This window comes from Nocardioides sp. NPDC023903 (assembly GCF_040639295.1).
Classification (GTDB): domain Bacteria; phylum Actinomycetota; class Actinomycetes; order Propionibacteriales; family Nocardioidaceae; genus Nocardioides.
In genome coordinates this window covers 205,269-217,695 of record NZ_JBEZZS010000007.1, presented here as the reverse complement: position 1 = coordinate 217,695, position 12,427 = coordinate 205,269, and the positions used below count along the sequence as shown (strand labels likewise).

Below are 12,427 nucleotides of genomic sequence, written 5' to 3'. Positions count from 1 at the left end.
TCGGGTTCGGCAGGCCCTCGAGCCGCTGGGTCTGCTTGTAACACGCTGTTCGTAGGACTATCCGGTCGTTCTGATAGGGCGAGTAGTCCTACGAACGACGTGTTACATCAGGGGCGTCGCGGGATCAGGCAGCTCTCGAACGACGTACGCGGAACCGCTCCAGGTCTGAGATGTCGGTGCCGAAGGCTCGGCAGGTGGCTAGGTACTCCCGATCCAGGCGGTCCTTGAGGTAGTCGCGCTGCCGGCCGAAGAGATCGGCCCATTCGACCCGTGACATGCCGAGATGAAAGCCGTGGGCCCAGTCCTGTCGGGTCTTCTCCTCGGCGAGGATGTGGTCGATGGACCGGAGCGCCAGGCCGCCATCTGCGGTGGGCACATACTTGCTCCGGCCGTCGAACTCGAAGATGTGACGGCCCACCCGGAGATCGAACCGAGCAGTACGTACGCCATCCGTGATCTCGAACTGGGTCTCGATGCCGGTCAGCCCGAGCTCTTCGAGTACGTCCCGGGTGAGTGACTCCCCAACCGACTCGGCCCCGGCGTACGAGAGTTCGATGGCCTCCCGGGCCAGACGGCGGTTGGGCCAATGTTTCATGTGCTCGAGGACTTCCCAGAGCTCGTCGACGGATACGCCCATCCGCCGGGCGGAGTCGACGGCGACGACCCCGTACGGCCGGCCGTGCTCGCGAGCGATGTCGATCGCCGTCCGGGCAGGACCGAGCACGTTGAATCCGTTCGCCTCCACGACCTGATCCTCGGAGTAGGGCGCAAGGTGGTGCTTCACGCCCCACTTGTTGTGGGTGCCGACCACGGGCTGGCGAGTGACATGGGTCTGGGCCTTCACGGGTAGGAGGATGCCCATCTCGAGCTCGAGGGCCGCCGTTTCGTGGCTTCGTACGAACGGGACTGTGATGGCCGCGCAGGCTGCCCGATCGAGGAGGCGCCGCCTGTCTGTGGGCAAGGTGATGCCCTCGACGTAGGTGCGTTCGGCGTAGACGCCGCGGCGTACGGCCGTCCATGTGCCGCTTTCGACGAGTCGATGGAGCGTGTCGAGATCGAGGCCGGATGAAAGTGCCTGGCTGCGAGTGATGAGGCCGTGGTTGGCCGCCATGATCGCTTGGGTACGCGGGTTCATAGCCACAGCCTGTGGCGCGGATCCGACACTCGCCGGCGCTCAACGGCGCCCTGTGGATAACCCTGATACGAGGTGAGCCTGTGGAGAGCGAGTGGCCCGAGGTCGCGGACGGTCGCGTGTAACACGCTGTTCGTAGGACTATCCGGTCGTTCTGATAGGGCGAGTAGTCCTACGAACGACGTGTTACACCGAAACGGCCCCCGCGAGCAGCCACCTCCGGAGCGGCTACGCCGGCGCGGGGACGGGCTGGGTCCGACGGGCAAGGTAGCGCTCGGCGGCGCGGGCGGAGGGGTGGACGCCGAGCGCGGCGATGACGATGATCCCCGCGATGATCGCCCAGCCGAGGTGGCCGAGCTCCATGGCGAGGAAGGTGTACGCCGCAGGGGCCCAGACGGTGCCGAGGGTGTGGCCGACCTGGGCGGCGCCCTGGTAGTCGCCGCGGTGCTCCGGGTCGGAGAGGTCGGCGATCAGGCCCCATTCGCCGGCGGACTGGAAGAGCTCGGCGCCGGTGACGGTCACGTGGCCGATCCAGACGAGGGCGATCGTGATCAGGCCGACGGTGTCGTGGGTGACCGCGATGATGGCGCAGGAGGCGAGGAAGCAGAGAGCACCACGGCGCTGCGCCTTGAGCGACGTCGCCACGTCGGTCACCCCGCGGGCGGTGATCACCTGCAGCCCGACCGCCATGACGGTGTTCGTGCCGAACAGCCACGCCAGCAGCACCCGTGGGGCGTCGGTCTCCTGGACCAGCCACAGCGGGATGACGACGTTGAGCAGGACCTGGTGGGTGCCGAGCACGCCGTCGAAGAAGGTTGTCGCGAGGAACGCGCGGTTGCGCAGAGCGCCGAGGCGGTCGCGTACGTCCGGCTTCAGGTCGCCGGGCGAGGCAGCGGTGGCGAGGCGGGGGAGGCGCGAGATCCAGTAGGCGTTGACCAGCAGCACCACGGCGGTCAGCACCGGGACGGCCTTGATCAGGGTGTTCGAGTCGGCGGTCAGGGCCAGACCGCTGGCCAGGGCGCCGAGCGTGAAGCCGACGTTGCGGGCGGCACGCATGTAGGCGAACGAGCGAACCCGGGTCGCCGCGGGGAAGACCGAGATCCGGTAGGCGTCGCGACCCGACCGCTGCCAGGAGGAGGCGAGCGCGAGGAGCACCTCGACGGCGACGTACGCGGCGAAGTTGCCGACCAGCACCCATGCGCCGAACAGCAGCGCCTGAAGGACGGCACCGGCGATCCAGCTGAACCGGGTGCCCAGACGATCCGCGAGTCGGCCCAGGGGGACGGCGAACAAGAAGGTTGCGACGCCCGCGATCGTGAGACCGAGGCCGACCTGTGCGGCGGAGAGGCCGACGATCTGGGTGAAGAAGACCGCCGAGCCGGTGAGAAAGGTGCCTTCGGCGAAGGCCGACAACACCGACTGGTACGACATCGCCCGGATGAGCGGGTCGTCTGAGAGGACCTTGTCCCTCAACCGGATGAAGTGAGGGGACAAGACGACTCCAAACTATCTTGACATCGAGACAAGCGCAGTCTTGTCATCGCGGTGTTCGACGTCAAACAGTTATCTGTGCTGATCGGTCCCCAAACCGGGCAGCGAGAAAAAAGGAGTCCATCGCGCCGACGCCCGTGCGTCGGCGTACGTTGCGGTCGAGGTCAGCGGGTGGAGCCCTCGATGGTGCCGATCACGCCGCCGAAGACGTCGGTGGTGACGCCCCAGATGCCGCCGGCGATAGCGGAGATCGTGCTGGTCAGCCCTTGCGGATCGGTGAACAGCCAGAACCCGACGAACAGGGCGCCGATGACGATGAAGATCTTCTTCTTGTCCATGTGAGCTCGTCCTCCCGAGAAATCCGATTGAATGTGGAGTGAATTCGCGAATCCAGACGCAAGCGCGCGAAACTCGCGAGGTTGCCCCGGGATATAGATTCCCTGAAGTTAGCCTCCCCTCGCAAGAATTCGGCGAAGGAGACCACTGAGCGGGACAGTGTCGCGCCCAGCGGTCCAGTGTGCGGCATGACGGCTGTTGAGGCGAGTCCGACGTGCGCACCTACGCGCGCGGTGTGCACGTGTCGTCAGGTGGAACGAGGTGCGCTACGGCGGTCTGGCGACTACGCTCGTCTCACATGGCGGTGGCGTTTGTCCAGAATGCCGATGCCCGGGAGTTTGCGTCAGCCCGCGGGAGGGGCAAGGCGCCCCCACCCACCGGTGCCGCATGGGGCTGCGCCGGGCGGGACAACCGAATACTTCCGGACGTATCTGGCAATCACACCTCACCTCGGGAAAGGGAGCAGAACAATGGCACCGCACCAGCTGATTCAAAGTACGACTCAAGCCGCCGAGTATGGCACCGGCGGCCTGGCCGAGTGGATCACCGACAACATCATCACGCTCGTCGTCCTGATCTTGGGCGTCACGGTCTTGTGGGCTGCCCGCAGCGGCAACATCTCCAAGGCCGTCACGATCGTGGGTGGCCTGATCATCGGTCTCGGCGTCCTCGGCCTGGCCGTGGGTAACAACGCCACGGACCTGGGTCAGTGGATGGCTGGTCTCTTCAAGGGGTGAACTCGGTCCCGTTAGCTAACCCAGGGAGGGATCTCGGGGATGAGGCTGCCTGACGACGACGAGCTGTACGAGGTCGACCAGACCTATCTCGGTCCCCCTCGTCGCTACATCGGGGAGATGCGTTATCGCACCATCTTCCTCTTTCTGGTGATCGCACCATTGACGCTTGTGCTGCTCCGCAAGCTCGGGATGCCGGTGACGCTGCTCAGCATGGGGCTGTGGCTGATCGGCGCCTCCTACCTCTCGATGAAGGCCTCCGACTACATCAGTTCGGAGAGCTCGGCCGGCGCCTGGCTGATGACCTTCTGGCACGAGCTGACCACGCCGCGCGTGGAGACCAGCGCCCAGTACGCAGGCGGCGCGGCTGTCGCCTTCCGGCACGCCACGAGCCCACGGGGTGGCTGGGCGAAGGCCATGCGACGACCCGGCCGGCGGTTCGCGCAGCAGCCGGGCGCAACCCCCTCGCCGAGGATGCTGCAGGCGACGGTCGTGACCTCGACCCCGAGCGTCCAGAGCCAGCCCGTGCGCGGCAAGGCCGCCCCCGTGCGGCCCGTGATCGAGGCGAAGGTCGTCGAGGAGCCGCTCCCGGCCCACCTCTCGGTCCAGCCCGAGGCCCAGCCTGCGAGGCAGCAGCACCCCACTGGCGTACGTCCGGCAAAGGGCGGCTGGTCGAGCCGGCCGTCCTCCTCGCCGCGTGAGCCCCGCGACGTACCGTGGAAGGGTGGCGCGCCGTGGCAGGCCCGGCAGGAGCCGGAGCAGCCCGCGCCGCCCGCGCCCCCGGCTCCGGCCGCAGAGACCGCCGCCTCCGCAGCACCGCCGCCTCCGCCGAAAGCCCAGCAGGCCCCGCCCACTGCGCCACCCCCGCCTCCTCCTCCGCCACCGCCCTCGCCGGCCCCGGCGGCCCAGCAGCCTGCCCCGCAGGCCGCACCGAAGCCCGCCCCTGAGCAGCCCGCGCCTGAGCCCGCGCCCAAGCCGGCTCGGCAGCCGCTCTCGCACGCGGTCAGGCCGGCCGTGGTGATCGCGCCGGAGCCGACGTTCGACGACGGCGACGAATGGGACGACGCCGAAGGATGGGACGACTTCGACGATGCGCCCTCGGGACGTACGCGTCCCAGGGACAATCAGGACGAGCAGGGGATGCCTGACCAGCGTCCGCAGAGTGTGGATGACTACCGCAAGCGCCTCAACGGCGACGACGCACCCAACGACGGAGGAACCGCATGAGGCGGCCGCGAGCGGAGCGGGCCTACGGGCCTGGCTTCGAGAAGCCCAAGCCGGGACGCAAGAGCGTCTTCGGCCGGGGCGGCGACGACTCGAAGGGCGCCCGTGAGCCCAGAGGCGACAACTGGGCGCTGGAGGAGGTGCGCGGTCACCTGACCTTCACCAGCGACCGCATCATCGCCTGGTACCTCGCCGAGCCGCAGACCTGGTCGTTCCGCGCCCACTCCGACCTCGAGGCCCTGATTACCGACCAGGCGAGCCAGTTGGCCGACCTGGTCGGCAACACGATCCACGGCCGGGTCACCACCCGCCCCTATCCCGTACGTCACTGGGCGCATGCCGCGTTCGCCAACGCTCCCCACCCGCAGCCCGGGTTCGAGGAGATGATGGCGCGCAACCAGGCCCACATGGCCGCGCACAGCCAGGCCGACAAGCTCGTCTACTACGGCGTCGACCTCGGCCGGCGTGATGCGACGGTGCGGACCCTGGCGAAGTTCTCCGCGAGCGCGGCCGAGCGCGAGATGGCCGCGATCAGCGAGCGCCTCGACACGGTCAACCGAGTGATGTCGCGTCCGGGCTTCTCAGCCCGGCCGGCGCTCGGTCACGACATGGAGTGGATGATCGCCCGTTCGCTCTCCCTGGGCGCCAAGATCCCTGTGCCCGAGCCGGGCGAGGCCCAGCAGAACTTCCTCGACACCGACGACATGGCCGAGTGGTTCGAGTCGGTCGGCTGGTCGGCCGAGCCGCTGGCGCCGACGGTGCAGGTCACCAGCAGCATCGGCGGCCGCCAGGAGACCAGCCATGTGTGCGTGCTGACGGTCTCCCGGATCGGCGACATCGAGGTCCCGGAGACCCATGCGCCGTGGATGGCGAAGACCGACGCGCTCGGCTTCCCGGTGGAGTGGTCGTTCCGGGTCGAGCCCCGCTCGCCGGAGGACGTCTCCCGCGAGATGGCGTCCCTGACCCGCCGCATCGACGGCCAGGTCAGCCACTGGTCCGAGGACCACGGCAAGCGCCCTCCCAAGCAGCTCTCCCGCCAGGCCGGCCGAGCCGCCGACGTCGAGGACGAGATGCGCTCGGAGTTCACGGGCCTGTCCACCCGCACCAGGGGCTGGTACCGGATCGCCGTCACCGGCCGCACCGAGGCGGAGGCACTCGACAAGGCGCAGAAGGTCGTCGACCTCTACCGGCCGCAGATCAAGATCACCCGCCAGCTGGGGCAGTATCACCTGGCTCGCGAGTTCGTCCCGGGCGAGCCGCTCGCCTCGACCGCCCACGCCCGGAAGTTCCCGGTCCTCAAGGTCGCCGCCGGGCTCCCGGCGGTCACGGCGGAGGTCGGCGACAAGCGCGGCTTCTACCTCGGCGAGACCTCCGCGATGGCGTCGAGGGCTGTGCTGATGGACCCGTGGTACCTCACCGAGGTCATGGAGCAGGCGGGCCTGATCCCGCTCGTCGGCACGCCCGGTTCTGGAAAGTCGACCCTGATGGGCGTCGTCATCTACATGTCGATCCTGTCCGGCATCCACGGCGTCGCCATGGACCCGGCCGGCCGGCTGCAGCGGCTGATGACCCTGCCCGAGATCGGCGGCGGCGTCTTCAACGGCCGGCAGGTGCCGGCCCGCGCCCGCAGCGTGGACGTCCTCGGCGGTCGGCCGGGAAGCCTGTCGCCGTACGCCGTCGTGCCCGACCCCAACCCGGAACTGATCCGCGCCGAGGCGATGTCGGACCACGAGTTCGCCGAGCGGCTCCACCGGGAGCGGTCGGCCGCCGTACAGCAGCGCCGCGACCTGACCGTCTCGGTGCTCCGTGCCTGCCTCCCGGTCGGACTGGCCAACAACGAAGAGGTGCTCAAGCGCATCCGCGCCCGCGTGATGGAGGCGCAGGCCGACCGTGGCGCCGACACCTCGACGATCGTGAAGATGCTCTTCGAGGGCGACGGCGGTGACCACGAGATCGGCCGCGAGCTCGCCGCCGCCCGTGAGCGCGAGCTCGGCCGCCTCTTCTTCGGCAACGACTTCCTCCAGTCCGACGAGGAGCTGAAGGGCACGCCGTTCACCTTCTACAACCTCAAGGGACTCACCACCCCGCCCGAGCACGTGCCGCGCGAGGAGTGGAGCGCCGAGGAGCAGATGGCGCGCCCGATCATGACCCTCGCCGCCTGGTCCGCGCTGCACCTGATCTACCGCAGCGACCCCAACGATCGAAAGCTGTTCGCGCTCGACGAGGCCCACGAGATCACCCAGGCCTCGGGCGGCACGGGTCGCGCCCTCGTCCACAAGCTCTCCAGCGACTCCCGCAAGAACAACTGTGCCGCGCTGGTCTCCACCCAGAACGCCTCCGCGATCCTGGGCTCCGACATCAACAACTTCGTCGGGGCGGCCTTCGTGGGACGTACGCAGGACGAGTCCGCCCAGCGCGACGCGCTCAAGCTGCTCGGCAAGCCCGAGGGACTGGGCTACGAGTCGATCCTGGCGCGGCTCTCGCCGCGCACCAGGCGCGGCGACGAGCAGCTCGGCTACCGCGAGTTCATCTACCGCGACGGCCTCGGTGGCGACACCGGTCACGGCGGCATGGAGATCATCAAGGTCACCCTCAACCATCACCCGGGTCTGCAGGAGGCGCTCAACACCACCGCCGACCCCACCCGCCGCGTCAGCCGAGCCATCGGCGGCGACCCGACCGACCTTCCCAAGACCGAGCTTTCCGGGGATGGGATCGGCTGATGCCGCCGCGCCCCGCTCACCACAGGACAGCCCTGCGCCGTAGGGCGGCTGCCCTGGTCGTACTCGTAGTGGCTCTTCTGTCCGTCGCCGGACCGGCGGCGGCTGCGGGGCCGAGGGGGATCGACATTCCGATCCCGTTCGATCCGACGGGTGGGCTCTCGGGTGTGAGCGATGCGTGCAACAACCTGGATGCGCCGATGCCGGCTTCTCCGTATGGGGACGGCAGCTTCATCGTGCGGATGACGGCGTTGGGTGCGGCGTCGAAGGCGGGCACGCAGCTGAACGACCCGGAGGAGATCAACGACGAGCTGGATCCGTTCCGTAACAAGGACGAGGTCTCGTTGGAGTCGGCCTACGGGACCACGCCGCAGTGGTGGACCTATGACAACGGGTGCACGGGGCAGTTCATCGCGGGGGCGGGGACCTCGATCGGCAACATCATGTTGGAGATCTCGGGGATCCTGCCGAACTGGTCGCATGCGTTGTTGAACGCGGTGATCGGGGAGAACTCCTTCCTCAAGGCGTTGGACGATCCGATCGTGGCGGCCTCGGAGGCGGTCACCGATGGGGTGTGGGCGCCGTGGGTGAGCGTGGTGCTGCTGCTCGTGGCGGCGACGGTGATGATCCGGGCGCGTGATGGCCGGTTCGCGCGGGCGGTCACAGCGGCGGGTTGGGCGCTGGGTGTGCTGGTGGTGACCTCGTGGCTGATCCAGTATCCGGTGGAGTCGACCAAGCTGGTCGATGACGGGGTCCGGTCGGCGACGGGGATGATCGCGACCGGGTTCAACGACGGCCGTACGGTGCCCGGCGTCAACGACGACAAGTTCGGTGAGACCGATGCGGTCAAGGCGGTGGACGGTCAGATGGATGAGGTGGTGCGGTCGACGCAGTACCGCACCTGGCTGGCCGGGGCGTTCGGTGATCCGGACTCGGCCACCGCGAAGACGTACGGGCCGCGGGTGTTCCGGTCGACGCACTTCTCCTGGCAGGAGTACGACACCTACCGCAAGGACCCCAACGGCGAGGGCAAGAAGGTCCTGGAGGCCAAGCAGGACGCGTTCAAGGAGCATGCGGAGGCGGTCAAGAAGTCCGATCCGGTCGCGTACGAGTACTTCAAGGGCGAGCACTGGTCCCAGCGGGCGACCACGGCGCTGGTGAACCTGGTCGTGGTCGTGGTGGTGTGTGGGTTCCTGCTGGTGGCCGGGTTGGCGATCCTGTTGTCGTTCGCGCTGATCCGGTTGATCGTGCCGTTCGCGCCGGCCGCGGGGGTCTTGTTCATGCTGGACCACACCCGAGACGCGGCGGTGGCGATGCTGAAGCGGGTGGTTGGGCCGTTGGTGATGGGCCCGATCTACTTCCTGGTCGCGCTGTTGCTGCTGCGGCTGGACTCGGCGATCTTGACCTCGACGATGTGGTTCGTGCTGAAGCTGGGGCTGATCGCGGTGCTGACCGTGCTGGCCTGGCGCCTGACCCGACCCGCCGCCTACGGGATTCCGCTGCCGGGCATGGGCCGGCTCACCTCGATGCTCTCCTCGTACGTCGGCACCCGGACTGGCGCCGAGGCCGGGGTCCGCGACGCGGCCGGCGACCGGCCGCCTGTCCCGGGCGGTGGCCCGGCGGGCACCGGATCGGTCTCGAGTCCCGGCGGCGTCTACATGCCCGGCCACGAGCTGACCGGCAGCCGTCCGACAATGGTCGCCGAGCAGGTGCCCAACCAGGGGCCGGTCACGGCCGCCGGAGCGCTGGGTGCCGGGGCGAGTGCGAGCAGCACACCGACGTACGCCTTGGGGTCCTCGATGAGCGGTGAGGAGAGCGAGCGGGTGGCCGGCCAGTGGTTTGACTCGCGCTCCGTCGAGCGCGACGAGCCGGCCTCCCGCGACGAGGCGCGCCCAGGGTTCGCCGCCGGGCAGGTCTACAACAACGACCGCCCCGAGGCGCCGAGCCCGGTCGACTACACCTCCGGCTCCTACGCCGACCGCGAGCCGGAGCCGCCGCGACAGTCGCCGGTGGCGGAGGCCAACGTGGACTACGACGCCGACGGCAACGCGGTCTTCGTCATCTACTCACCGAACGGGAACCGCTCGGTGCCCGTCGACAACGGTCCGAGCTGGTCTGAAGGAGGAGCCCGGTAGTGCGGTCGACAACGACGCGTGGTGTGCTGTGGGAGGTCATCGCGCCGGTGCTGAGGTGGCCCATGAGGTCGCCGTTCCGGTTCTTCTCGGTGGTTGTCGGCATCGTCTTCGTCATCTGGCTCATCGCCCAGTGGAGCGACGCTCCCGACGCCGAGCCGGCCGCGCAGCCCGAGCGGGGTTCCGCGTCGGCACAGCAGAGCGCCTCCGCGTCCGGCTCGCCGGCGCCCGTCCCGGACCCGACTCCTCTGGCGGTCAAGTTCGTCGCCGCCTGGGCCCGTCCCGATCTGACCACGGACGAGTGGTGGGCCGGGATCAACGCCGCCCGCCCCGACGAGTCGCTGGCCCAGGCCCTGGGCACCACCGACCCCGCGACCGTGCCGGCGACCAAGGTGGTCGGCGCCGCGAAGGTGCTCGAGCAGACCGACGGGGAGGCACGCGTCGAGGTCACCACCGATGGTCCCAAGGTCATCGTCTACCTGACGTTGGTCGACAACGTCTGGTACGTCGCGAACATTCTTCCGGGGGGATAAGACCGTGCCTATCGACACGAAGGCGCCGGCTGCGCGGCGCTCCAGCACGCACCTGGCGGCGTTGTCGTCGGTCACCGGCCAACCCCGGGCCGTCTCCCTCCTCCGCCTTGCCAGGCACGCACCGGAGCGCCGCTCGCTCGGCGTCGTATCGATAGGCACGGTCTGACATGTGGATCTTCAAGGCGCGTCTGATCTGGGGGATCGTGGCCGGCGCGGCCACGCTCGTCCTGGTGGTCACGGGCGCCTTGGTGATCCTCATCGGTGGTTTGGCGAGCACCGAGCAGAGCACCCAGGACCAGGCCGAGTCGGGCTGCGTCGGCGGCACCAACGCGGTCCAGACGGGCAACCTGGGACCGGACGGTGAGATCCCCGAGGGCAGCATCGCCGGGTTCAACACCGAGCAGATCCAGAACGCCCGGACCATCGTGGCAGTCGGCAAGCAGTCCGGCGTACCCGCCTACGGGTGGGTGATCGCGCTCGCGACCGCGATGCAGGAGAGCACCCTGCGCAACCTCGACTACGGCGACCGCGACTCGGTCGGCCTCTTCCAGCAGCGCCCGGTCTCCGGGTGGGGTTCGGTCGCCGACATCATGAACCCGGTCAAGTCCGCCCAGGCGTTCTACGGCGTGGCCGCCCACACCGGCAACACCGGGCTCCTGGACATCGCGGGCTGGCGCAAGATGCAGGTCACCGCGGCGGCGCAGGCGGTGCAGCGATCGGCGTTCCCGCTGGCGTATGCCCAGCACGAGGACGAGGCGCGGGCGCTCGTCGCCGCCCTCGCCGACGGGGTCTCCGCCGCCGATCTGTCGGCCACCGCGACCGACGTGTCGTGCACGATCGGCATGGCCGGGATCAGCACCAGCGTCGTACGTCCCATCCAGGCCGGCCTCGCGGTCGACAACGACAACTACGGCAACTCCGGCTCCAACTGGGCCAACATGCACACCGGCAACGACTACTCCTCGCCGTGCGGCACGCCCGTGCAGGCGGCCCACGGCGGCACCATCGTGCTCGAGTCGGGCGGCAGCTGGGGCTGGTCGGGACGCTGGCTGGTGAAGGTGCAGACCGCGCCCGGCAACCTGACCACGTGGTACGGCCACATGCAGTCGCTCTCGGTGGCCGCAGGCCAGACGGTGAAGGCCGGACAGGTCATCGGGCAGGTCGGCAGCGAGGGCAACTCGACCGGCTGCCACCTCCACTTCGAGGTGCACCCGCACGGCGGCGGCTACCTGCAGGACCAGGTCGACCCCGCGGCCTGGCTGAAGAAGAACATCGGCAAGACCCTCGAGGGGACCAGGCAGGTCGGCGCGCTGCCCGGCGCGGGTCAGCCCGGCGCCTCCCCGGCCGCCGTCTCCGGCCCGCAGGTGCGTCTGGCGCAGGCCAACATCAAGGTCTCGCTGTCCCGCTCGAGATACCGCTCCGACCTGGCCAAGGTCATGAAGCACGGGCCGGACTTCGTGTCCCTGAACGAGGCCCAGTCACGGTCGGTCTCCGACCTCTCGGTGCGTGGCTACGGCACCTACCGCGCCTCGGCGGACGAGTACGGCACCCGCAGCCAGGCCCTCAGTCCTGTCGTCATGTGGCGCACCGACCGCTGGGTGGCGGTCGACAAGGGCACCGTCCAGCTCACCAAGCCGGTCACCGGCGTCAAGAACGACAACAGGTACGCCACCTGGGTGGTCCTCGCCAGCAGCGACGGCTCCGGGCGCATCTCGGTGATCTCGACCCACACGATGACCTCGCCCGCCAACAGCCCGCAGGCGCGTCAGGACGAGGCCCAGCGTGGCTTCGCGAAGCTGGCCGGACTGGCGCAGGGGCTGCAGAAGTACGGCCCGGTCCTCGTCGCCGGTGACCTCAACTCGCCCTACCCGCGCAACGGCGGCAGTGGGGATCCGTGGGGCCCGAAACCGTTGATGACCAAGGCCGGGATGACCTCCTCCTTCGAGACCCTCGGCGCGCCCCCGCAGGGCTGGGCCACCCACGACGGCGGCGGCACCATCGACTGGCTCCTCGGCTCGAGCTCCACCGCCACCTCCACCCGTCACGCGACCTTCAGGCTGGAGTCCGACCACCACGGCCTGGTCGGCGACTTCAACATCCGCGGCCAGTAGCGCCTGCGCAGCGT

10 protein-coding genes are annotated in these 12,427 nt (G+C 69.1%); 7 read left to right on the top strand and 3 right to left on the bottom strand.

All coding sequences use genetic code 11. From position 1 onward, the window contains the following. Positions 1–124: 124 nt before the first annotated feature. The 3 genes from AB0F44_RS11135 to AB0F44_RS11125 all read right to left on the bottom strand — a co-directional run bounded on the left by AB0F44_RS11135 (position 125) and on the right by AB0F44_RS11125 (position 2,961). Entirely contained in the window at positions 125–1,135 is a 1,011-nt protein-coding gene (locus AB0F44_RS11135) for a type IV toxin-antitoxin system AbiEi family antitoxin domain-containing protein (protein WP_357355329.1), read from the bottom strand. Positions 1,136–1,360: 225 nt separating this feature from the next. Further along, complete coding sequence (locus AB0F44_RS11130) at positions 1,361–2,626, bottom strand: MFS transporter (protein ID WP_357355328.1); 1,266 nt, start codon at positions 2,624–2,626, stop codon at positions 1,361–1,363. A gap of 161 nt (positions 2,627–2,787) precedes the next feature. Then, the gene (locus AB0F44_RS11125; RefSeq protein WP_160025706.1) at positions 2,788–2,961 is read right to left on the bottom strand and encodes a hypothetical protein; all 174 of its coding nucleotides are present in this window, start codon (positions 2,959–2,961) and stop codon (positions 2,788–2,790) included. A gap of 468 nt (positions 2,962–3,429) precedes the next feature. Between AB0F44_RS11125 and AB0F44_RS11120 the strand changes: the two genes are divergently transcribed. The 7 genes from AB0F44_RS11120 to AB0F44_RS11090 all read left to right on the top strand — a co-directional run bounded on the left by AB0F44_RS11120 (position 3,430) and on the right by AB0F44_RS11090 (position 12,413). Next, the gene (locus AB0F44_RS11120) at positions 3,430–3,696 is read left to right on the top strand and encodes a hypothetical protein (protein WP_091043078.1); all 267 of its coding nucleotides are present in this window, start codon (positions 3,430–3,432) and stop codon (positions 3,694–3,696) included. Between the two features lie 39 nt (positions 3,697–3,735). Further along, positions 3,736–4,920 carry a hypothetical protein gene (locus AB0F44_RS11115; protein WP_357355327.1) on the top strand — a complete coding sequence of 395 codons (1,185 nt, stop codon included), beginning with the start codon at positions 3,736–3,738 and terminating at the stop codon, positions 4,918–4,920. Beyond that, the gene (locus AB0F44_RS11110) at positions 4,917–7,640 is read left to right on the top strand and encodes an ATP-binding protein (RefSeq protein ID WP_357355325.1); all 2,724 of its coding nucleotides are present in this window, start codon (positions 4,917–4,919) and stop codon (positions 7,638–7,640) included. Before AB0F44_RS11115 ends, AB0F44_RS11110 begins: the two co-directional genes overlap by 4 nt. Before the next feature lie 197 nt (positions 7,641–7,837). Continuing rightward, positions 7,838–9,772, top strand: coding sequence for a hypothetical protein (locus tag AB0F44_RS11105; protein WP_357355323.1), 1,935 nt, complete (start codon positions 7,838–7,840; stop codon positions 9,770–9,772). Then, entirely contained in the window at positions 9,772–10,302 is a 531-nt protein-coding gene (locus tag AB0F44_RS11100) for a hypothetical protein (protein WP_350665813.1), read from the top strand. The genes AB0F44_RS11105 and AB0F44_RS11100 overlap by 1 nt, the downstream gene beginning before the upstream one ends. Before the next feature lie 4 nt (positions 10,303–10,306). Beyond that, a complete protein-coding gene (locus tag AB0F44_RS11095) occupies positions 10,307–10,468 on the top strand; it encodes a hypothetical protein (RefSeq protein ID WP_357355321.1) in 162 nt (53 codons plus the stop codon). Between the two features lies 1 nt (position 10,469). Then, complete coding sequence (locus AB0F44_RS11090; protein ID WP_357355319.1) at positions 10,470–12,413, top strand: peptidoglycan DD-metalloendopeptidase family protein; 1,944 nt, start codon at positions 10,470–10,472, stop codon at positions 12,411–12,413. Positions 12,414–12,427 lie beyond the last annotated feature (14 nt).

Coding starts and splice junctions, on each gene's coding strand:
- AB0F44_RS11135 (WP_357355329.1), bottom strand. CDS start 1,135: ATGAACCCGCGTACCCAAGCGATCATGGCGGCCAACCACGGCCTCATC.
- AB0F44_RS11125 (WP_160025706.1), bottom strand. CDS start 2,961: ATGGACAAGAAGAAGATCTTCATCGTCATCGGCGCCCTGTTCGTCGGG.
- AB0F44_RS11120 (WP_091043078.1), top strand. CDS start 3,430: ATGGCACCGCACCAGCTGATTCAAAGTACGACTCAAGCCGCCGAGTAT.
- AB0F44_RS11115 (WP_357355327.1), top strand. CDS start 3,736: ATGAGGCTGCCTGACGACGACGAGCTGTACGAGGTCGACCAGACCTAT.
- AB0F44_RS11110 (WP_357355325.1), top strand. CDS start 4,917: ATGAGGCGGCCGCGAGCGGAGCGGGCCTACGGGCCTGGCTTCGAGAAG.
- AB0F44_RS11105 (WP_357355323.1), top strand. CDS start 7,838: ATGCCGGCTTCTCCGTATGGGGACGGCAGCTTCATCGTGCGGATGACG.
- AB0F44_RS11090 (WP_357355319.1), top strand. CDS start 10,470: ATGTGGATCTTCAAGGCGCGTCTGATCTGGGGGATCGTGGCCGGCGCG.